This is a genomic window from Streptomyces sp. NPDC087263 (assembly GCF_044744645.1).
Taxonomy (GTDB): Bacteria; Actinomycetota; Actinomycetes; order Streptomycetales; family Streptomycetaceae; genus Streptomyces.
The window spans coordinates 234,279-254,496 of record NZ_JBIUYT010000013.1; the positions used below are offsets into that span (position 1 = coordinate 234,279).

Consider the following 20,218-nt stretch of genomic DNA (forward strand, 5'->3'; position numbering starts at 1 on the left):
CGGAGCGCACCGACACTTATGACTACGACGACCTCGCGCGGCCGCCGACGGGCCCCCTCCAGGATGGAGCGGGCCGCCGGCAGGGCCGCGGCGCTGCAGAAACCGCGTGTGATCCTTGCCGTACTGCTCCTGGTGGCCCTCTCCAGCGTGATGCTCCTCGACGGATATCTGCGCTCGGAGATCGGCAACGATTCGCGCGTCCGCGACGGCGCGGCCTACGACAAGGTTCCCCAGAAGGTCCTTGACGGCGGCCCCATCCTGACGTTCGACGATGGGGCGGAGAAGACGCAGTCCGTGCCCGACAAGACCATCGTGCTCACCTTCGACGACGGTCCCAACCCGACCTGGACTCCCCAGATCCTCAAGATCCTTGCGGAGAACGACGTACAAGCCACGTTCTTCATGGTCGGTTCGGCGGTCTCGCGCAATCCGGGCATCGTGAAGGACCTGGTGGACCAGGGCAACGAGGTGGGCATCCACACCTTCACGCACGTCGACCTCTCCTACCAGAGCACGGCGCGGCTCCAGCGCGAGTTGAAACAGACGCAGCTCGCCCTGGCGGGTGCCGCGGGGATCCAGACGACGCTGTTCCGCGCCCCGTACTCCGCCGAGATCGACGCCGTAGACAACTACAGCTGGCCGGTCTACGAGGAGGTCGGCGCCCTGGACTACACCACCGTCTTCGTCGACGACGACAGCGACGACTGGAAGCAGCCGGGTGTCTCGGAGATCATCAAGGGGGCCACGCCGAAGGACGACAAGGGCGCCGTCGTCCTGATGCACGACGCCGGCGGCAACCGCGAGCAGACGGTCGCCGCGCTCGGCACGTACATCAAGGACATGAAGGCGAAGGGGTACTCCTTCACCACGGTCAGCGGCGCCGAGGCCAAGCTGCGCAGTCAGGACTCGGGCGACGCTGAGGCCGTCGGGGTCGCTCAGCAGCCCGGTCAGTCCGCCCAGTCCGCGCAGTCCGGTCAGTCCGGTCAGCAGTCACCGGTGGCGCAGGGCACCGCCGGCCGGAACACCGAGCAGTCGGCCCACACCAAGGCCACCGGCGCCACCCTCTACGAGGGCAAGGCACTCGTCGCGGCGGTCGCGGTCGCCGAGTGGGTCGTACCGGTACTGGCCTGGTTCCTGGGCGTCGTCGGCTTCGCCGTCATGGGCAGGTTCGGCATGATGCTGATCCTCGCCCGCCGGCACCACAGACAGCGCAACAGGAAACGCGGCAAGCGCGGCGAGTTCAGCTGGGGGCCGACCGTCACCAGGCCGGTGACCGTGATCGTGCCCGCGTACAACGAGAAGGAGTGCATCGCCAACACCCTCCGCTCGCTGGCCGAGAGCACCCATCCGATCGAGATCATCGTCGTCGACGACGGCTCCACGGACGGCACCAAGGAGATCGCGGAGTCGCTCGGCATGCCGAACGTCCGGGTCATCCGGCAGGAGAACGCGGGCAAGCCCGCCGCCCTCAACAACGGTGTGCGCAACGCGAGTTACGACCTCGTCGTGATGATGGACGGCGACACCGTCTTCGAGCCGGACGCCGTGCACCAGCTCGTGCAGCCCTTCGCCCGCCCGGAGATCGGTGCGGTCGCGGGCAACGCCAAGGTCGGCAACCGCAACACCCTCATCGGCGCCTGGCAGCACATCGAGTACGTGATGGGCTTCAACCTCGACCGCCGCATGTACGACCTGCTGCGCTGCATGCCCACCATCCCGGGCGCCATCGGCGCGTTCCGCCGGGACGCGGTGCTTGAGGTCGGCGGCATGAGCGAGGACACGCTCGCCGAGGACACCGACATCACCATCGCCATGCACCGCGGCGGCTGGCGGGTCGTCTACCAGGAGCACGCCATCGCCTGGACGGAGGCGCCGGGTTCCTTCAAACAGCTGTGGTCGCAGCGCTACCGCTGGTCGTACGGCACCATGCAGGCGCTGTGGAAGCACCGCAAGTCCCTGACGGACAGGGGCCCTTCGGGCCGCTTCGGCCGCGTCGGCATGCCGCTCGTGGTGATCTTCCAGATCTTCACGCCGATCTTCGCGCCGCTCATCGACGTGTTCACCGTCTACTCGATGATCTTCGTGGACTTCAAGGCTGCGCTGCTCGCCTGGCTGGCCGTCCTCGGTATCCAACTCTTCTGCGCGGCCTACGCGTTCCGCCTCGACAAGGAGAAGTACCGCTACCTCGCGATGATGCCGCTCCAGCAACTCGCCTACCGCCAGATGATGTACCTGGTCCTGATCCACTCCAGCGTCACGGCACTGACCGGCGGACGACTCCGCTGGCAGAAGCTCAAGCGCACGGGCGAGGTCGGGACTCCGGCGGGGGTGAGCTAGATGAGCTGGGGGGCGGAGCAACCGGGGGAGTCGGGGCAGTCGGGGGAGTCGGGGCAGGAGGGATATGCGTACGGGTACGGGTACGGGTACGGGGAGCAGCCTCAGCCGTACGTGCAGGGGTACCCGCGGCAGTACGACCAGGGGTACGTGCAGCCGTATCGGGAGACTGTGCAGCCCGTGCAGCCCGTGCAGTACGAGCAGCCCTGGCAGTACGTTCCCGAGGAGCCGGAAGGGGTCTCGACCACCGCGTCGTTGACCCCCGTCCGGGCCGAGCCACCGGACCCCGTACCGGAAGAGCCGGAGCAGGAGGCGGAGCCCCCGCCCAAGCCGAAGGCCGGCGGCCGTGACCGCTACTTCGACGCGCTGCGCGCCGTGGCACTCGTCCGCGTGGTGGCGTACCACACCTTCGGCTGGGCATGGGCGGGCCTGGTCTTCCCGTCGATGGGCGTGATGTTCGCGCTCGCCGGCACGTTGATGGCCAAATCCCTGGAGCGCCCCGCGCTCAAGGTGGTCTGGAGCCGGATGCGGCGGCTGCTTCCGCCGTTCTGGTTCTGGGGGTTCTTCGTCGTGGTGGCGATGCTGATCCACGACTGGATGCCGGGCTGGCAGATCGTCTTCTGGATCGTGCCGGTCGGCGATCCGCCGGGCAACCACTGGGGCGTCCAGGCCTGGGAGATCCTCTGGTACCTGCGGACCTATCTCTGGTTCGTGCTGCTGTCGCCACTGCTCCTGTGGATCTTCCGGAAGGCACCGATTCCGGTCCTGCTGCTCTCCCTCGTCCCGATCGTGGTCTTCCAGTACGGGTGGACGCCGCCGTGGAACCGTTTCGGCAGCGCGATCACGGACCTGGCCACCTATCTGTTCTGCTGGCTCGTCGGCTTCGCGCACCGCGAAGGCGTGCTCCAGCGGCTGAGACCTCCGCCGGTGGTCCTGGCGGCGCTGGCCGCGCTGGCGTACGGCGGCTGGTACGCCTTCTCCCACCAAGGGGAGTTCGGGACGTACGACCTGGACGAGATCCCGCTCGCCCAGGCCTTCTGGTCGGCCGGCTTCGTGACGCTCCTGATGTACTTCAAGGCGTACCGCGACGTCGACTTCGGGTGGCTGGCCCGCTTCAAACGGCTCGACAGGATCGTGACGATCTTCAATGGGCGGGCCGTGACGATCTATCTCTGGCACGAGATCGCACTGGTACTGGCGGTTCCACTGATCGACCAGTTCTGGAAGGTTCCCGCGTTCGAGAAATGGCTGCCGCTGGAGAGCCAGTGGTTCATGTTCGGCATCGGCTGGGTGCTGATCTGGATCGCGATCCCGCTCTTCGGCTGGGTCGAGGACGTCGCGGCGAAGAAGAAGCCGAAGCTGCTGCCGTAAGCCCGTAGCCCGTAGCCCGCAGGCCGATAAGGCCGTAGACCGTTAAGCCCGTTTTGTTGGAGACCGGCGTACGGGCCGGGCGCCGGAGAGTCGCCCGGCCCGTACTGCCACAATGGGGGCGTGACCCGCGCATCCCTGAACAAGCAGCCGCACGAAGTCGCCTCGATGTTCGACGACGTCGCGGAACGCTACGACCTGACGAACGACGTGCTCTCCCTCGGCCAGGACCGGGTGTGGCGCAAGGAGGTCGCGAAGGCGGTCGACGCGCGGCCCGCGCAGAAGATCCTGGACCTGGCGGCGGGCACGGCCACCTCGTCCCTCCCCTTCGCCCGCACCGGCGCGTACGTCGTCCCCTGCGACTTCTCCCTCGGGATGCTCCGCGTCGGCAAGAAGAACCACCCCTGGCTGCCGCTGACGGCGGGCGACGCGACGAAGCTGCCCTTCAAGGACGACACCTTCGACGCGGTCACGATCTCCTTCGGGCTGCGCAACGTGCAGGACACGGACGAGGCGCTGCGCGAGCTGTACCGGGTGACCAAGCCCGGCGGCCGGGTCGTGATCTGCGAGTTCTCGCACCCGACGTGGGCGCCCTTCCGTACCGTCTACACCGAGTACCTGATGCGCGCGCTGCCGCCGGTCGCCCGCGCCGTCTCCTCCAACCCCGACGCGTACGTCTATCTCGCCGAATCCATCCGAGCCTGGCCCGACCAGCCCGCGCTGGCCGAACGCCTGCGCAAGGCGGGCTGGTCCAAGGTGGCGTGGCGGAACCTGACGGGCGGGGTCGTGGCACTGCACCGGGGTTTCAAGACCTCCTGACCCAAGGCTCAGTACCTGAGGACCTCGAACGGGTCGCCCGGCTCGTCGAGTTCGCGGTACAGACCGCCCGGCGGGGGACCGGTCCGGCGCGGCTCATGCACCCCCGCGCCCCCGCCGCCCTCGGCGTCCCCGAAGTCGAACCACACGGTGATCACGGTGCCGCGCGGCACCTCCGCATCGGGCGGCGGATACTGCCGTACGACATAGTCGACGACCGTGAGATGGAAGTCGGGCCGGTCGGGCGCGGCGAGCAGCACACCTCGCGCTTCGGCCGTCTCACGCGCGTCCACAGCCATCAGGCCCACGAGCCGCGGTACGCGCACTTCGGGTGTCTTGGGTGTCAGGCGCACGGACGTCACCCCCAGCGGTACCGGAAGGGTAAGCCCCGGCCGTGCCCTTCCGGAAGCCGTCGGGCGAGGGGCCGGTGGCCGTTCCGCGGCCGTCAGAGGGCCAGATGAAACCTGTGGGCCGGCAGGGGCGAGGCCGGCGACGTGACCGCCTCCGCGAACTCCATGCCGAGCCGTCTCGTCACGGCGATGGAGCGTTCGTTGCGCGAGTCGACCACGGCGACGACATCGGAGACGCCCGCCGCGCGGAGCCGCTCCAGGGTGGTGCGCGCGGCGGCCGTCACATACCCCTTGCCCCAGTGCGCCCGGCCGAGCCGCCAGCCGATCTCGATCTGCCCCGTCGGCCCCCACGCGTACGGCCATGGCTGCGCCCCGGTGAACCCCAGCACCTCACCCTGGGAGCCGACCAGGGTCCACAGACAGAAACCCAGCTCCGCGTCGTGCCGGCGCTGCCGCGCGGTGAGCTCCTCGTACACGGACAGCTCGGCCCTTCTGCCCCCGTGGAACTCCATGACTTCCGGGTCGGCGAAGATCCGGTGCCAGGCGAAGGCGTCCTCGTCGGTGGGGACTCGGAGTGTCACGTCGGGGAGAGCTCGGTTCACGGGGCAGCCCTTCAGCCAGGTGATCAGTACCGCTGCATAGACTGCCCATGTCCAGTGCCCGTCGGCACGTTGATTGCGAATCTTGGGGAGAACCCGCCGTGACCGAGCCCCAGCCCCTCTCCGAAAACACCGCCGACGTCATCGTCGTCGGGGCCGGGCCAGCCGGTTCGACCACCGCGTACTACCTGGCCAAGGCCGGACTCGACGTCCTGCTCCTGGAGAAGACCGCGTTCCCACGGGAGAAGGTGTGCGGCGACGGACTGACCCCGCGCGCCACCAAGCAGCTCGTCTCCATGGGCATCGACATCTCGGAAGAGGCCGGCTGGCTCCGCAACAAGGGCCTGCGCATCATCGGCGGTGGCGTCCGCCTCCAGCTCGACTGGCCGGATCTCGCCTCCTTCCCCGACTACGGACTCGTCCGCAAGCGCGACGACTTCGACGAGCAGCTCGCGCACCAGGCCCAGAAGGCGGGCGCGCGCCTCTACGAGCGCTGCAACGTCGGCGCCCCGATCATCGACGACCGCACCGGCCGCATCACGGGCGTCCACGCGAAGCTGGGCGACTCGGGCGAGAAGCGCGAGGTCACCTTCCACGCGCCGCTGGTCGTCGCGGCCGACGGCAACTCCACCCGCCTCTCCCTGGCGATGGGCCTGCACCGCCGCGAGGACCGCCCGATGGGCGTCGCGGTCCGTACGTACTTCACCTCGCCGCGTCACGAGGACGACTACCTGGAGTCCTGGCTGGAGCTCTGGGACCGCCGGGGGGCCGAGGACCGTCTTCTCCCCGGCTACGGCTGGATCTTCGGGATGGGCGACGGCACGTCGAACGTCGGCCTCGGAGTCCTGAACACCTCCGACTCCTTCAAGGAACTGGACTGGCGCGAAGTCCTCAAGGCGTGGTGCGCCTCGATGCCGGAGGACTGGGGTTACACCCCGGACAACATGACGGGCCCGATCCGCGGCGCCGCCCTCCCCATGGCCTTCAACCGCCAACCGCACTACACCAAGGGGCTGCTGCTGGTCGGCGACGCCGGCGGCCTGGTGAACCCCTTCAACGGCGAGGGCATCGCCTACGCCATGGAGTCCGGGCAGATCGCCGCCGACGTCATCGTCCAGGCGCACGCGCGGGCCACCTCCGGCCAGCGTGAACTGGCCCTCCAGCGCTACCCGCGCGTGCTCAAGGACACCTACGGCGGCTACTACACACTCGGCCGCGCCTTCGTGAAGCTCATCGGCAACCCGAAGGTCATGAAGATCGCGGCGGAGCGCGGCCTGACCCACCCGATCCTGATGAAGTTCACGCTGAAGATGCTCGCCAACCTGACGGACCCGACGGGCGGCGATGCGATGGACCGCATCATCAACGGACTGTCGAAGGTCGCTCCGAAATCATGATCATGCGGGACCACCTCTGACTCGGTCCTACCAAGGTGGCCCCCAACCTGGGCCTTGGCCGCCGGGCGGGGCATGGCGGCCTACTGTCCGCTCAGCCCGGCCTCTTTGGCCGCGCGGCGGGTGACAACCCGCTCACGCCGGTCCGCCATCTGCCGCAGCGCTTCCCGCCGTTCCCGCTTGGAGAGCCGGTCCAGGTAGACCTGCCCGTTGACGTGGTCGGTCTCGTGCTGGAGGCAGCGGGCGAAGTAGCCCGTTCCCTCGATCGTGAGGGCGTTCCCGTCCTTGTCGAAGCCGCGCACGACGGCGCGATCGGGGCGGGGTACGTCCATGACGGCGCCCGGCACCGACAGGCATCCTTCGCCCTCGTCGAGGAGCCGCCGTCCGGCCGGGGCGAGCTGATCCAGGACCGGGTTGGCGATATGGCCGACATGCCGGACTCCGTCGTCGTCCGGGCAGTCGTACACGAACAGGCGCAGATCGACGCCCACCTGATTGGCGGCGAGGCCCGCTCCGTCCGCGACACGCATCGTCAGGAACATGTCGCCGATGAGCGCCGCGAGATCGGGGCCGAACTCGGTGACGTCCCGGCACGGCCGGTGCAGCACCTCCTCCCCGACCTCGGTGATCCGGCGCACCACTCCCCGCCGGGCCTCCGGCGAGAGCGCCGGGTACGAGTCGACGGGCTTGCCCTGTACGAACACTCGGGGCATAGCTGTGTCTCCTTCAGGTGTGGGGCTGTTGTGAACCCTTGTGGGCCCCCTGTGAACCCTTGTGGGCCCTCGCGGGGAGCCTTGCGGCTCCACGACAGCAGAACACCTGGCACAGCGCCACAGCGCACCCCGCACAGCGCCAGGGCGCACCCCGCACAGCGCCGGCGGCACACCGGGCACGGCGAAAGGACCGCCGCTCTCCCGAACGACGGCCCTCAACCGTGAAGAATCGTGCGACGCAACTCAATCGCGCGACTCGGCTCGATGCTGCGACTCAGCTCAGAGGACGCGCACCGCACCGGTGGCCGGGTAGCCCGAAAGGTCCTGAATCACCACACCCTTGGAGGGGTTGGCCGCATCGAGGTACTGGCCGCCGCCGATGTACACACCCACGTGGTACGCCGAACCGGCCGAGCCCCAGTACAGGATGTCCCCGACCGCGAGGTTGGACAGCGAGACCGGCGTACCGGCCGTCGACTGGTCACTCGAGACGCGCGGCAGGTCCACGCCGGCCTGCTTGAACGCGGCCTGCACGAGACCGGAGCAGTCCCACGAGTTGGGGCCGGTGCCGCCCATCACGTACGCGTCGCCGACCTGCGCCTGGAGGAAGGCGATGACGGTCGCGACACTGCCGCTGGCCGGGGCGGAGACGGTCGTCGACGTCGAGGCGGACAGGGTGGTCCGCTCCGAGGAGCGCGAGGCGGCCTCGGCGGCGGCGGCCTTGCGCGCGGCCTCGTCGGCAGCCTTCTTCTTGGCCGCCGCCTTCGCCTTCGCGTCGGCGAGGTCCGTCTTCGCCTGCTGCGCGGCCTCGGCGGCGGCAGCGTCACGCTCCGCCTCCAGCTCGTAGTTCGCGGCGGCCTGCTGGGTGGCGTCCGCGGACTGCGCGATCTGAGTGGCCAGGTCGGCCGTCAGAGCGGACAGGTCGAGCGTCTGGGTCGTGGACGACTCGGCAGCGTTCGCCGAACCGGACGCCCCGGCCACTGCCAGGGTGCTGAGAACGCCACCGGCAACTCCGGCGCGCATCGCGAGCGTCGACCCGTTGCGGCGGGGTTTCCGGTGGCTACGTATGTGAGCGGTGTGGGACATGAGAACAACCGGTACCAGGGACTCCCTCATACCTTCAAGAAACGTGTGCTGCGCCACAGTTGTTCAATCCTTGTGTCGAATTCACCTGGCGTCACTCCTTATTGACGCCGTAACGGGCATTGCGGACACCGCCCATCAAGCCCGTGATCATGGGCTTTCCGCATTACGTCCGGATTGCCCGTCGCCTATCACCGGTTGGATCGATGGCCAAGCCCGGCTTATTTGGACCATAGGGAGATGTGGCGCAGGTCACGGAACGGTCACCGCGGCGACGGCGTCACGCGCGGGCTCCCCGACCGTCGCCGCTCGTGAACGCGTGCACGCGTCCACATCCGTCCGTCGGCCTCCCACTGATGTGTGAACGAGCCCTCTATCAAGGCCACGCGTCCAGCACCAATTTGCTTGCTGCTGAAGTCTCTTGATATGGAGATGCCGTCCTGGACCTGGGGTGACGAGCGGAAATGTCACCTCTCGTGACCGGGTGGACGCTTCACGTACGAAGATCGACGCTCGTCGGACTTCATGATCGTTCGCCAGGTGGTGGAGATCACAAAGTCGTTGTCGTACCCCGTGTCGCAGATCACAGACCGGCGGGCATAAGATGCGGGGCAGTTGGGCTTGTGACCTGCTTCACATGTGCGCGATCTTCGCCGGGACGGGTGGAGCTCGTGAAGCACGCGGGGCGGGAGTACCTGTCCGACGCAACCGCCAGCAGTCAACGCCGACTGAGAGGAGCGAGGAGCGTGAACGCGTATGCGCCGATCCTCGTACTGGGAGCCCTCGGGGCAGGCTTTGCGATCTTCTCCGTGGTTATGGCCACGCTTATCGGTCCAAAGCGTTACAACCGAGCCAAGCTCGAGGCCTACGAGTGCGGTATCGAGCCGACCCCCACGCCGGCCGGCGGCGGGCGCTTCCCCATCAAGTACTACCTGACGGCGATGCTCTTCATCGTCTTCGACATCGAGATCGTCTTCCTCTACCCCTGGGCCGTCACCTTCGACGCCCTGGGTGTTTTCGGGCTCGTGGAGATGTTGTTCTTCGTGCTCACCGTCTTTGTCGCGTACGCGTACGTATGGCGGCGCGGCGGTCTGGAATGGGACTGAGGGGCCTTTAAGACATGGGACTCGAAGAAAAACTGCCGAGCGGATTCCTGCTGACCACCGTCGAGCAGGCCGCGGGCTGGGTGCGTAAGTCGTCCGTCTTCCCCGCCACGTTCGGACTCGCCTGCTGCGCCATCGAGATGATGACGACCGGCGCCGGACGCTACGACCTGGCGCGCTTCGGTATGGAGGTCTTCCGCGGATCACCGCGGCAGGCGGACCTGATGATCGTCGCCGGCCGGGTCAGCCAGAAGATGGCGCCGGTGCTGCGGCAGGTCTACGACCAGATGCCCAACCCCAAGTGGGTGATCTCCATGGGGGTTTGTGCCTCATCGGGTGGAATGTTCAACAACTACGCGATTGTGCAGGGAGTCGACCACATCGTCCCGGTCGACATCTATCTGCCGGGCTGCCCGCCGCGGCCCGAGATGCTGATCGACGCGATTCTCAAGCTCCACCAGAAGATCCAGACCTCCAAGCTCGGCGTGAACGCCGAGGAGGCGGCCCGCGAGGCGGAGGAAGCGGCGCTCAAGGCGCTCCCCACCATCGAGATGAAGGGGCTGCTGCGGTGAGCGACGCCAGCAACGGGGTCAACCCCGAGAAGGATCTCGGCGCCTCCAACCTGCCCGGCCGTCGTGGCGAGGGCGGCGAGGAGATCCGCGTCCAGCGCGGCATGTTCGGCGCCAACAACGGCGGTGACACCTCCGGTTACGGCGGCCTGGTCCGCTCGATCCGGCTGCCGGGCCCGACCACCCGCCCGTACGGCGGCTGGTTCGACGAGGTCGCCGACGAACTGGAAGGCGCCCTGGAGGAACAGGGACTCGTCCCCGAGAACGTGATCGACAAGACGATCGTCGACCGCGACGAGATCACCTTCCACATCGAACGCGAGTACCTGCTCCGCGTCGCCCAGACCCTGCGCGACGACCCGGCCCTGCGCTTCGAACTGTGCACCGGCGTCTCAGGAGTCCACTACCTGCACGACAAGGGCCGCGAACTGCACGCCGTCTACCACCTGCGCTCGATCACCCACAACCGGCTGATCCGCCTGGAGGTCAGCGCCCCTGACGCCGACCCGCACGTCCCCTCGCTCGTCTCCGTGTACCCGACGAACGACTGGCACGAGCGCGAGACGTACGACTTCTTCGGGCTGATCTTCGACGGTCACCCGGCGCTGACGCGGATCATGATGCCGGACGACTGGCCGGGCTTCCCGCAGCGCAAGGACTACCCCCTCGGCGGCATCCCCGTCGAGTACAAGGGCGCCCAGATCCCGGCTCCGGACCAGCGGAGGTCGTACTCATGAGCACGCAGACCCCTTCCCCCGGCGCGTCCGCCGCCGCGGCCCGTGAGACGACCGAGGGTGCCGTATATACGGTCACCGGCGGCGACTGGGACGAGGTCGTCCAGTCCGCCGCGAAGTCCGACGACGAGCGCATCATCGTCAACATGGGTCCGCAGCACCCGTCCACCCACGGCGTGCTCCGGCTCATCCTGGAGATCGACGGCGAGACGGTCACCGAGGCCCGCTGTGGCATCGGCTATCTGCACACCGGCATCGAGAAGAACCTCGAGTTCCGCACGTGGACGCAGGGCACCACGTTCGTGACGCGCATGGACTATCTGACGCCGTTCTTCAACGAGGCGGCCTACTGTCTCGCCGTCGAGAAGCTCCTCGGCATCGAGGACCAGATCCCCGACCGCGCCACGATCATCCGCGTGCTCCTGATGGAGCTGAACCGGATCTCCTCCCACCTGGTGTGCATCGCCACCGGCGGTATGGAACTGGGCGCCACCACGATCATGATCTACGGCTTCCGAGATCGTGAACTCATTCTCGACATCTACGAACTGATCACCGGCCTGCGGATGAACCACGCGTACATCCGTCCCGGCGGACTCGCCCAGGACCTGCCGCCGGGCGCGGTGGACCAGATCCGCGAGTTCGTGAAGAAGATGACGAAGAACCTTCCCGAGTACGACAAGCTCGCCACCGGGAACCCCATCTTCAAGGCCCGTATGCAGGACGTGGGCTATCTCGACCTGGCCGGCTGTATGGCCCTCGGCGCCACCGGCCCGGTCCTGCGCTCCGCGGGCCTGCCGCACGACCTGCGCAAGTCGCAGCCCTACTGCGGCTACGAGACCTACGACTTCGAGGTCCCGACCGCCGACACCTGCGACTCCTACGGGCGCTTCCTGATCCGCCTGGAGGAGATGCGCCAGTCCCTGCGCATCGTCGAGCAGTGCCTGGACCGGCTACAGCCCGGCCCGGTCATGGTCACCGACAAGAAGATCGCCTGGCCCGCCCAGCTCGCGCTCGGCCCCGACGGACTCGGCAACTCCCTCGACCACATCAAAAAGATCATGGGCACCTCCATGGAGGCCCTGATCCACCACTTCAAGCTGGTGACCGAAGGCTTCCGCGTCCCGCCGGGACAGACGTACGTGGCGGTCGAGTCACCCAAGGGCGAACTCGGGGTGCACGCCGTTTCCGACGGAGGCACTCGCCCCTTCCGGGTCCACTTCCGCGACCCGTCCTTCACCAACCTTCAGGCCATGGCGGCGATGTGCGAGGGCGGCCAGGTCGCCGACGTCATCGTCGCCGTCGCGTCCATCGACCCCGTGATGGGAGGCGTCGACCGGTGACCACCACTCCCTCCCAGGGTGTAGGCCTGGGCATGCCCCAACTGCCCGCGCCCGTCTACCCGGACGACGTCCGAGCCCGGCTCGAAACCGACGCGCGCGAGATCATCGCCCGCTACCCGGACTCCCGCTCGGCGCTCCTTCCGTTGCTGCATCTCGTGCAGTCGGAGGAGGGCCACGTCACGCGCACGGGGCAGCGGTTCTGCGCGGAGGTGCTTGACCTGACCACGGCCGAGGTCGCCGCGGTCGCCACCTTCTACTCCATGTACCGGCGCGGGCCGAGCGGTGACTACCAGGTGGGTGTGTGCACCAACACCCTGTGCGCGGTCATGGGCGGCGACGCCATCTTCGAGGCCCTCCAGGATCACCTGGGCGTCGGCAACGGCGGGACCACCGACGACGGCAAGGTCACCCTGGAGCACATCGAGTGCAACGCCGCCTGCGACTTCGCGCCGGTCGTGATGGTCAACTGGGAGTTCTTCGACAACCAGACCGTGGCCTCCGCGAAGCGCCTCGTGGACGACCTGCGCGCAGGAGCCCCCGTCGATCCGACCCGGGGCGCCCCCCTGTGCACTTTCAAGGAGACCGCCCGGATCCTGGCGGGCTTCCCCGACGAGCGCGAGGGCGCCGTCGAGGCGGGCGGCAGTGCGGGACCGGCCTCACTGATCGGGCTGCGCCTGGCCAAGGGCGAGACGCAGCCTGCGCGCGTAGTACATCCGCGTGGTCGTGGTCCCCAGGACCAGCCGCCCGCCGAGCACCTGAGCTCACACGACGCGCCGCAGGACACGTCGGCGTCCGACCCGTCCCACCCGGCGGGTCCTGTCGAGGAGGGGGAGTGATGACCTTGGCACCCGAAAACGGGGGCACCGCCCACGCGAGCGAATTCGACCGTGGGGGCGAGACGAGCCCCGAGAAACTGCTCGCACCCGTGCTGTCGGCCTTCTGGGACGAGGAGAAGTCCTGGACTCTGGACGTCTACCGAAGGCACGAGGGGTACGAGGGTCTGCGCAAGGCGCTCGCCATGTCGCCGGACGACCTGATCGCCTACGTCAAGGACTCCGGTCTGCGTGGCCGCGGCGGTGCCGGATTCCCTACCGGAATGAAGTGGCAGTTCATTCCCCAGGGTGATGGCAAACCACACTATCTAGTTGTCAACGCCGACGAGTCGGAGCCGGGAACCTGTAAGGACATCCCGCTCCTCTTCGCGAACCCGCATAGCCTCATCGAGGGCATTGTGATCGCGTGTTATGCCATCCGGTCTTCGCATGCCTTCATCTATCTACGTGGTGAAGTGGTCCCCGTATTGCGGCGGTTGCACGAGGCCGTACGTGAGGCCTACGCGGCGGGCTACCTCGGCGAGAACATCCTGGGCAGCGGACTCGACCTCCAGCTCACCGTGCACGCGGGCGCAGGCGCGTACATCTGCGGTGAGGAGACCGCACTGCTCGACTCGCTCGAAGGCCGCCGTGGTCAACCGCGGCTCCGTCCCCCTTTCCCTGCTGTGGCAGGCCTCTATGCGTGCCCAACTGTTGTAAATAACGTCGAATCGATCGCGTCAGTTCCCGCCATTCTGCAAAAGGGCAAGGAATGGTTCCGGTCGATGGGCAGCGAGAAGTCCCCGGGCTTCACGCTCTACTCGCTCAGCGGCCACGTCACCAATCCGGGCCAGTACGAGGCCCCGCTCGGCATCACGCTCCGCCAACTCCTCGACATGAGCGGCGGAATCCGCTCCGGACACCGGCTGAAGTTCTGGACACCGGGCGGCTCCTCGACCCCGATGTTCACCGACGAGCACCTCGACGTCCCTCTTGACTACGAAGGAGTGGGCGCCGCGGGTTCCATGCTCGGCACCAAGGCGCTCCAGTGCTTCGACGAGACGACCTGTGTCGTACGGGCGGTCACCCGCTGGACCGAGTTCTACGCCCACGAGTCCTGCGGCAAGTGCACACCGTGCCGCGAAGGCACGTACTGGCTCGTGCAGTTGCTGCGCGACATCGAGGCAGGCAAGGGCGCGATGTCCGACCTCGACAAGCTGAACGACATCGCCGACAGCATCAACGGCAAGTCGTTCTGCGCCCTCGGTGACGGCGCCGCCTCGCCGATCTTCTCCTCGCTCAAGTACTTCCGCGAGGAGTACGAGCAGCACATCACGGGCCGCGGCTGCCCCTTCGACCCCGCCAAGTCGACCGTCTGGGCGGACCACCACACGGAGGTGAACGCATGACAGTGACCACCAGCGCTCCCTCCGGAGGCGGGGAGGCGGCGGTCCCGCCGGAGGACCTCGTCGCGCTGACGATCGACGGCGTGGAGATCAGCGTGCCCAAGGGCACCCTGGTCATCCGGGCCGCCGAGCAACTCGGCATCGAGATCCCGCGGTTCTGCGATCATCCGCTCCTCGACCCGGTCGGCGCCTGCCGCCAGTGCATCGTCGAGGTCGAGGGCCAGCGCAAGCCCATGGCGTCCTGCACGATCACCTGTACGGACGGGATGGTCGTCAAGACCCACCTGACCTCGCCCGTCGCCGAAAAGGCCCAGCACGGGGTGATGGAGCTGCTGCTCATCAACCACCCGCTGGACTGCCCGGTCTGCGACAAGGGCGGCGAGTGCCCCCTGCAGAACCAGGCGATGTCGCACGGCCAGGCCGAGTCCCGCTTCGAGGGCAAGAAGAGGACGTACGAGAAGCCGGTCCCGATCTCCACGCAGGTACTGCTCGACCGTGAGCGGTGCGTACTGTGCGCCCGGTGCACCCGGTTCAGCAACCAGATCGCCGGCGACCCGATGATCGAGATGGTCGAGCGGGGTGCGCTCCAGCAGATCGGCACCGGAGAGGGCGACCCCTTCGAGTCGTACTTCTCCGGGAACACCATCCAGATCTGCCCGGTGGGCGCCCTGACCTCGGCGGCGTATCGCTTCCGCTCGCGCCCCTTCGACCTCATCTCCTCGCACTCCGTCTGCGAGCACTGCTCCGGCGGCTGTGCCACCCGCACCGACCACCGGCGCGGCAAGGTCATGCGGCGCCTCGCGTCTGCCGACCCCGAGGTCAACGAGGAGTGGCTCTGCGACAAGGGGCGGTTCGGCTTCCGGTACGCCCAGCAGCGGGACCGGATCGAGACGCCCCTGGTGCGCTCCCCGGAGGGTGTCCTTGAGCCGGCATCGTGGCCCGAGGCCCTGGAAGCCGCCGCTCAGGGGTTGCTGGCCGCTCGCGGCAGGACCGGTGTGCTGACCGGCGGCCGTCTCACCGTCGAGGACGCCTACGCGTACAGCAAGTTCGCGCGCGTGGCCCTCGACACGAACGACATCGACTTCCGCGCGCGCGTGCACAGCAGCGAGGAGGCCGACTTCCTGGCCGCCAAGGTCGCCGGACGCGGACGGGATCTCGACGGTACGGGCGTCACGTACACCTCTCTGGAGAAGGCACCCGCCGTCCTGCTCGTCGGTTTCGAGGCGGAGGAGGAGGCGCCCGGCGTCTTCCTGCGACTGCGCAAGGCGTGGCGTGGGCACGGGCAGAAGACCTTCTCGCTCGCCACGCACGCGACGCGCGGTCTGGAGAAGGCGGGCGGCACGCTGCTGCCCGCCGCACCCGGCACCGAGACCGAGTGGCTGGACGCGCTCGCGAGCGGATTCGGTCTGGAGGGCGACGGGGCCAAGGCCGCCGAGGCGCTGCAGGCCGAAGGCTCGGTGATCGCTGTCGGAGAGCGGCTGGCCGCCGTGGCGGGCGGGCTCACCGCCGCCGTCAGGGCCGCAGCCGCGACCGGCGCCCAGTTGGTGTGGATTCCACGCCGGGCCGGAGAGCGCGGCGCGATCGAGGCGGGGGCACTGCCCACGCTGCTGCCGGGCGGACGTCCGGCGACCGACCCGCGCGCGCGGGACGAGGTCGCGGTGGCCTGGGGAGTCTCCGAACTCCCGCACCGACACGGCCGCGACACCGGGCAGATCGTCGAAGCGGCCGCCACTGGTGAGCTGCGGGCACTGGTCGTCGCCGGTGTGGAGCTCGCCGACCTTCCCGAACCGGCACGCGCGCGTGAAGCACTTTCCGAAGTGGGCTTCCTGGTGTCGCTCGAACTGCGGCCCAGTGAGGTCACCGAACACGCGGACGTCGTGCTCCCGGTGGCCGCGGTCGTCGAGAAGGCAGGCACCTTCCTCAACTGGGAGGGCCGGGCACGCCTCTTCGAGGCCGCGCTCAAGCCCGACCAGATGACCCGACGGCTGGCGCCCAGCGACGCGCGCGTCCTGCAGATGCTGGCCGACGCCATGGACGTACACCTCGGTCTGCCGGACCTGCGCACCGCGCGCGGGGAGCTGGACCGGCTGGGCGCCTGGGACGGGCCGCGGGCCACCGATCCCCTGGAGACCGCGGTGGGGCTGCCGCGGCCCGCCACGGGGGAGGCCGTGCTCGCAGGGCACCGCCTGCTACTCGACCAGGGCCGTCTCCAGGAGGGCGACGACGCGCTCGCCGGGACCAGGCACGTGGCACGCGCACGCGTGTCGCCCGCCACGGCCGCCGAGGCGGGCGTCAAGGAGGGCGACCTGCTGGCCGTGACCGGCCTCTTCGGAGTGGTCGAACTGCCGCTGCAGATCACCGAGATGCCCGACCGGGTGGTCTGGCTCCCGCTGAACTCCACCGGTGGGGGCGTCGCCTCCGACACCGGGGCGCTGCCCGGCGCACTCGTCCGCATCGCCCCGGCGACGCTCGCCACCGAGGCCCCCAAGGAGGTGGAGGCATGACGCCGTACCTCGCCGCGGAAGACCTCTCCATGTTCGGCACCGACCCCTGGTGGCTGGTCGTCGTCAAAGCGGTCTTCTGCTTCGCCTTCCTGATGGTGACCGTGCTCTTCTCCATCGTGTGGGAGCGCAAGGTCGTCGCCTGGATGCAGCTGCGCATCGGCCCCAACCGGCACGGCCCCTGGGGCATGCTCCAGTCGCTCGCCGACGGCGTGAAGCTGATGCTCAAGGAAGACCTCATCGTCAAACGCGCGGACAAGGTGGTCTACGTCCTCGCGCCGATCGTCGCGGCCATCCCGGCCTTCATGGCGATCGCGGTGATCCCCTTCGGGCCCTCCGGCAACGAGGTCTCGATCTTCGGTCACCGCACCACGATGCAGCTCACGGACCTGCCGATCGCGATGCTCTTCATCCTCGCGGTCGCCTCGGTGGGCATCTACGGGATCGTGCTCGCGGGCTGGAGCTCCGGATCCACGTACCCGCTGCTCGGCGGTCTGCGGTCCTGCGCGCAGATGATCTCGTACGAGATCGCCATGGGCGCCGCGTTCGCCTCGGTGTTCCTCTACTCCGGGTCGATGTCGACCTCGACGATCGTCGACGCGCAGCAGGACCGCTGGTACATCGTCCTGCTGCCGGTCTCTTTCCTGATCTACATCGTGACGATGATCGGCGAGACCAACCGCGCCCCCTTCGACATGCCCGAGTCCGAGGGCGACCTGGTCGGCGGCTTCAACACCGAGTACTCGTCGATCAAGTTCGCGCTCTTCATGCTCGCCGAGTACGTGAACATGGTGACGGTCTCGGCCGTGGCGACCACGCTCTTCCTGGGCGGCTGGCGTGCCCCGTGGCCCATCAGCACCTTCTGGGAGGGCGCCAACCACGGCTGGTGGCCGATGCTCTGGTTCGTGGTGAAGGTGCAGCTGCTGCTGTTCTTCTTCATCTGGCTGCGCGGCACGCTGCCACGCGTGCGCTACGACCAGCTGATGAAGCTCGGCTGGAAGGTCCTCATCCCGGTCTCCGTGGTCTGGCTGATGCTCGTCGCGACCGTGCGGACGCTCAGGAACGAGAACTACGACTTCGCCGACATCGCGTTGTACGTCGGCGGCGGCGTCCTCGTCCTGCTGTTGCTCTCGTTCCTCGCGGACATCTTCCGGGAAAAGCAGGGAGCCGAGGAGGTGCCCGCCGAGACCCCGGCGTTCGACCCGATGGCCGGCGGATTCCCCGTGCCGCCGCTGCCGGGGCAGGAGCTTCCACCGGTGCCACGGCGCAGTCCGCGCCGCGAGCGGGAGTTGATTGTCAGTGGTGGGTCCGATACTGCGAGTGACGGATCAACTGGCGGATCTCGTGACGGAAAGGAGGGGTCCGATGGCTGAGGAGCCCAAGGAGACCGGGCAGACGAAGCCGGGCTTCCAGAACCCCGTTGCCGGCTTCGGCGTGACCTTCAAGGCCATGTTCAAGAAGCGGCTGACCGAGCAGTACCCGGAGCAGCCCAAGACCACCGCCCCGCGGTTCCACGGCCGGCACCAGCTCAACCGCCACCCGGACGGCCTGGAGAAGTGCATCGGCTGCGAGCTGTGCGCCTGGGCCTGCCCCGCGGACGCCATCTATGTGGAGGGCGCGGACAACACCGACGAGGAGCGCTACTCGCCGGGCGAGCGGTACGGCGTCGTCTACCAGATCAACTACGCCCGCTGCATCCTGTGCGGCCTGTGCATCGAGGCGTGCCCCACACGCGCGTTGACGATGACGAACGAGTTCGAGCTCGCCGACAGCAGCCGCGCCAACCTGATCTACACCAAGGAGCAGCTGCTCGCCGGGCTCGAAGAGGGCATGGTCGACAGCCCGCACTCGATCTTCCCCGGCACGGACGAACAGGACTACTACCGGGGCCTGGTCACGGAGGCCGCGCCCGGTACGGAGCGCCAGGTCGCCGTCTCCAGGGGCGAGAAGCCCGAGGAAGAGGGGGTGGAGGCATGAGCGCTCAACTCGCCGCCTACTCCACCTCCACCGGAGAGGCCTTCCAGTTCTGGGTCCTCGGCACCGTCGCCGTGATCGGCGCGCTGTCCACCGTCTTCATGAAGAGGTCCGTGCACAGCGCGCTCTCGCTCGCCGGGACCATGATCATCCTGGCGGTGTTCTACCTCGCCAACGGCGCGTACTTCCTGGGCATCGTGCAGATCGTCGTCTACACGGGCGCGATCATGATGCTGTTCCTCTTCGTGGTCATGCTCGTCGGTGTCACCGCGGCGGACTCCCTGACGGAGACCATCAAGGGGCAGCGCTGGCTGGCCCTGGTGTGCGGACTCGGCTTCGGCATCCTGCTGTTCGCGGGCATCGGCAACGCGTCCCTCACGGAGTTCAACGGCCTGGCCGCAGCGAACGCGGGCGGGAACGTGGAAGGCCTCGCGGCCCTCATCTTCACGAAGTACGTGTTCGCCTTCGAAATCACCGGCGCCCTGCTGATCACGGCTGCCGTCGGTGCCATGGTCCTCACGCACCGCGAGCGCACCGAACGGGCGCTGACCCAGCGCGAGATGTCCGAGAAGCGGGTACGTGAGGGCAAGCACCTCCCGCCGCTGCCGGCGCCCGGTGTGTACGCCCGGCACAACGCGGTGGACATCGCGGGCCTCCTCCCGGACGGCACCCCGTCCGAGCTCACGGTCAACAGGACGCTGCGGGACCGCGGCCAGATCCGTGACGTGTCGACCGAAGCACTGAGCGACCTGAAGGCCCTGGAACAGCGCGCCGAAGAACGCTTGGAGCGCACGAAGACAGAGGAGGCGTCGAAGTGAATCCCGTCAACTACCTCTACCTCGCCGCTCTCTTGTTCACGATCGGCGCCACCGGTGTGCTGATCAGGCGGAACGCGATCGTGGTGTTCATGTGCATCGAGCTCATGCTCAACGCCTGCAACCTCGCGTTCGTCGCCTTCTCCCGTATGCACGGCAATCTCGACGGCCAGATCATCGCCTTCTTCACGATGGTCGTCGCCGCCGCGGAGGTCGTGGTCGGGCTCGCGATCATCGTGTCGCTGTTCCGTTCCCGCCACTCGGCCTCGGTCGACGACGCCAGCCTGATGAAGCTGTAAGGGGT

The 20,218-nt window shown here is 68.1% G+C and carries 19 protein-coding genes; 15 read left to right on the forward strand and 4 right to left on the reverse strand.

What is annotated here, in order from left to right; translation table 11 throughout:
• The first annotated feature begins 18 nt into the window (after positions 1-18).
• The 3 genes from ACIPC1_RS35205 to ACIPC1_RS35215 all read left to right on the forward strand — a co-directional run bounded on the left by ACIPC1_RS35205 (position 19) and on the right by ACIPC1_RS35215 (position 4,521).
• Positions 19-2,337 (forward strand): bifunctional polysaccharide deacetylase/glycosyltransferase family 2 protein, encoded by a 2,319-nt coding sequence (locus ACIPC1_RS35205; RefSeq protein WP_402524622.1) that lies wholly within the window; start codon positions 19-21, stop codon positions 2,335-2,337.
• Complete coding sequence (locus tag ACIPC1_RS35210) at positions 2,338-3,705, forward strand: acyltransferase (protein WP_402524625.1); 1,368 nt, start codon at positions 2,338-2,340, stop codon at positions 3,703-3,705.
• Between the two features lie 120 nt (positions 3,706-3,825).
• Positions 3,826-4,521 carry a demethylmenaquinone methyltransferase gene (locus ACIPC1_RS35215; protein WP_402524628.1) on the forward strand — a complete coding sequence of 232 codons (696 nt, stop codon included), beginning with the start codon at positions 3,826-3,828 and terminating at the stop codon, positions 4,519-4,521.
• Positions 4,522-4,529: 8 nt separating this feature from the next.
• On the opposite strand, the gene ACIPC1_RS35220 is transcribed toward ACIPC1_RS35215, so the two are convergent.
• Both ACIPC1_RS35220 and ACIPC1_RS35225 read right to left on the reverse strand, forming a co-directional pair.
• Positions 4,530-4,871 carry a PASTA domain-containing protein gene (locus ACIPC1_RS35220; protein ID WP_402524630.1) on the reverse strand — a complete coding sequence of 114 codons (342 nt, stop codon included), beginning with the start codon at positions 4,869-4,871 and terminating at the stop codon, positions 4,530-4,532.
• Between the two features lie 92 nt (positions 4,872-4,963).
• Positions 4,964-5,470 carry a GNAT family N-acetyltransferase gene (locus ACIPC1_RS35225; RefSeq protein ID WP_384374247.1) on the reverse strand — a complete coding sequence of 169 codons (507 nt, stop codon included), beginning with the start codon at positions 5,468-5,470 and terminating at the stop codon, positions 4,964-4,966.
• A gap of 98 nt (positions 5,471-5,568) precedes the next feature.
• Between ACIPC1_RS35225 and ACIPC1_RS35230 the strand changes: the two genes are divergently transcribed.
• On the forward strand, positions 5,569-6,864 hold the full coding sequence (locus ACIPC1_RS35230) for a geranylgeranyl reductase family protein (protein WP_402524632.1): 1,296 nt from the start codon (positions 5,569-5,571) through the stop codon (positions 6,862-6,864).
• A gap of 80 nt (positions 6,865-6,944) precedes the next feature.
• Here the strand turns inward: ACIPC1_RS35230 and def are convergent, their stop codons facing one another.
• Both def and ACIPC1_RS35240 read right to left on the reverse strand, forming a co-directional pair.
• Positions 6,945-7,574 (reverse strand): peptide deformylase, encoded by a 630-nt coding sequence (gene def, locus ACIPC1_RS35235; RefSeq protein WP_402524636.1) that lies wholly within the window; start codon positions 7,572-7,574, stop codon positions 6,945-6,947.
• A 279-nt stretch (positions 7,575-7,853) separates the two neighbouring features.
• Positions 7,854-8,690, reverse strand: coding sequence for a C40 family peptidase (locus ACIPC1_RS35240; RefSeq protein WP_402524638.1), 837 nt, complete (start codon positions 8,688-8,690; stop codon positions 7,854-7,856).
• Between the two features lie 713 nt (positions 8,691-9,403).
• Here ACIPC1_RS35240 and ACIPC1_RS35245 point away from each other — a divergent pair.
• Genes ACIPC1_RS35245 through nuoK form a run of 11 tightly spaced genes read left to right on the forward strand, consistent with a single transcriptional unit; the run spans position 9,404 to position 20,213 of the window.
• Entirely contained in the window at positions 9,404-9,763 is a 360-nt protein-coding gene (locus ACIPC1_RS35245; protein ID WP_365439105.1) for an NADH-quinone oxidoreductase subunit A, read from the forward strand.
• Positions 9,764-9,777: 14 nt separating this feature from the next.
• Positions 9,778-10,332 (forward strand): NADH-quinone oxidoreductase subunit B family protein, encoded by a 555-nt coding sequence (locus ACIPC1_RS35250; RefSeq protein ID WP_301983200.1) that lies wholly within the window; start codon positions 9,778-9,780, stop codon positions 10,330-10,332.
• Entirely contained in the window at positions 10,329-11,066 is a 738-nt protein-coding gene (locus tag ACIPC1_RS35255; RefSeq protein WP_384374235.1) for an NADH-quinone oxidoreductase subunit C, read from the forward strand. The genes ACIPC1_RS35250 and ACIPC1_RS35255 overlap by 4 nt, the downstream gene beginning before the upstream one ends.
• On the forward strand, positions 11,063-12,406 hold the full coding sequence (locus tag ACIPC1_RS35260; RefSeq protein WP_384374232.1) for an NADH-quinone oxidoreductase subunit D: 1,344 nt from the start codon (positions 11,063-11,065) through the stop codon (positions 12,404-12,406). Before ACIPC1_RS35255 ends, ACIPC1_RS35260 begins: the two co-directional genes overlap by 4 nt.
• Complete coding sequence (gene nuoE, locus ACIPC1_RS35265; protein WP_402524643.1) at positions 12,403-13,242, forward strand: NADH-quinone oxidoreductase subunit NuoE; 840 nt, start codon at positions 12,403-12,405, stop codon at positions 13,240-13,242. Before ACIPC1_RS35260 ends, nuoE begins: the two co-directional genes overlap by 4 nt.
• Complete coding sequence (gene nuoF, locus ACIPC1_RS35270; RefSeq protein WP_402524645.1) at positions 13,242-14,627, forward strand: NADH-quinone oxidoreductase subunit NuoF; 1,386 nt, start codon at positions 13,242-13,244, stop codon at positions 14,625-14,627. Before nuoE ends, nuoF begins: the two co-directional genes overlap by 1 nt.
• On the forward strand, positions 14,624-17,128 hold the full coding sequence (locus ACIPC1_RS35275) for an NADH-quinone oxidoreductase subunit G (protein ID WP_402524648.1): 2,505 nt from the start codon (positions 14,624-14,626) through the stop codon (positions 17,126-17,128). Before nuoF ends, ACIPC1_RS35275 begins: the two co-directional genes overlap by 4 nt.
• Complete coding sequence (gene nuoH / locus ACIPC1_RS35280) at positions 17,125-18,498, forward strand: NADH-quinone oxidoreductase subunit NuoH (protein ID WP_402524650.1); 1,374 nt, start codon at positions 17,125-17,127, stop codon at positions 18,496-18,498. The genes ACIPC1_RS35275 and nuoH overlap by 4 nt, the downstream gene beginning before the upstream one ends.
• Positions 18,491-19,102, forward strand: coding sequence for an NADH-quinone oxidoreductase subunit NuoI (gene nuoI / locus ACIPC1_RS35285; RefSeq protein WP_402524652.1), 612 nt, complete (start codon positions 18,491-18,493; stop codon positions 19,100-19,102). The genes nuoH and nuoI overlap by 8 nt, the downstream gene beginning before the upstream one ends.
• Positions 19,099-19,917 carry an NADH-quinone oxidoreductase subunit J gene (locus tag ACIPC1_RS35290; protein WP_402524654.1) on the forward strand — a complete coding sequence of 273 codons (819 nt, stop codon included), beginning with the start codon at positions 19,099-19,101 and terminating at the stop codon, positions 19,915-19,917. Before nuoI ends, ACIPC1_RS35290 begins: the two co-directional genes overlap by 4 nt.
• Positions 19,914-20,213: an NADH-quinone oxidoreductase subunit NuoK gene (gene nuoK, locus ACIPC1_RS35295; protein WP_003974374.1), complete on the forward strand. Its 300-nt coding sequence runs from the start codon at positions 19,914-19,916 to the stop codon at positions 20,211-20,213. The genes ACIPC1_RS35290 and nuoK overlap by 4 nt, the downstream gene beginning before the upstream one ends.
• The last annotated feature ends 5 nt before the right edge of the window (positions 20,214-20,218 follow it).

Excerpts from the sequence above, each read along its gene's own strand:
- ACIPC1_RS35205 (WP_402524622.1), top strand. The coding sequence starts at position 19 with ATGACTACGACGACCTCGCGCGGCCGCCGACGGGCCCCCTCCAGGATG.
- ACIPC1_RS35275 (WP_402524648.1), top strand. The coding sequence starts at position 14,624 with ATGACAGTGACCACCAGCGCTCCCTCCGGAGGCGGGGAGGCGGCGGTC.
- ACIPC1_RS35240 (WP_402524638.1), bottom strand. The coding sequence starts at position 8,690 with ATGAGGGAGTCCCTGGTACCGGTTGTTCTCATGTCCCACACCGCTCAC.
- def (WP_402524636.1), bottom strand. The coding sequence starts at position 7,574 with ATGCCCCGAGTGTTCGTACAGGGCAAGCCCGTCGACTCGTACCCGGCG.
- nuoF (WP_402524645.1), top strand. The coding sequence starts at position 13,242 with ATGACCTTGGCACCCGAAAACGGGGGCACCGCCCACGCGAGCGAATTC.
- ACIPC1_RS35290 (WP_402524654.1), top strand. The coding sequence starts at position 19,099 with ATGAGCGCTCAACTCGCCGCCTACTCCACCTCCACCGGAGAGGCCTTC.
- nuoH (WP_402524650.1), top strand. The coding sequence starts at position 17,125 with ATGACGCCGTACCTCGCCGCGGAAGACCTCTCCATGTTCGGCACCGAC.
- nuoI (WP_402524652.1), top strand. The coding sequence starts at position 18,491 with ATGGCTGAGGAGCCCAAGGAGACCGGGCAGACGAAGCCGGGCTTCCAG.
- ACIPC1_RS35210 (WP_402524625.1), top strand. The coding sequence starts at position 2,338 with ATGAGCTGGGGGGCGGAGCAACCGGGGGAGTCGGGGCAGTCGGGGGAG.
- ACIPC1_RS35250 (WP_301983200.1), top strand. The coding sequence starts at position 9,778 with ATGGGACTCGAAGAAAAACTGCCGAGCGGATTCCTGCTGACCACCGTC.
- ACIPC1_RS35260 (WP_384374232.1), top strand. The coding sequence starts at position 11,063 with ATGAGCACGCAGACCCCTTCCCCCGGCGCGTCCGCCGCCGCGGCCCGT.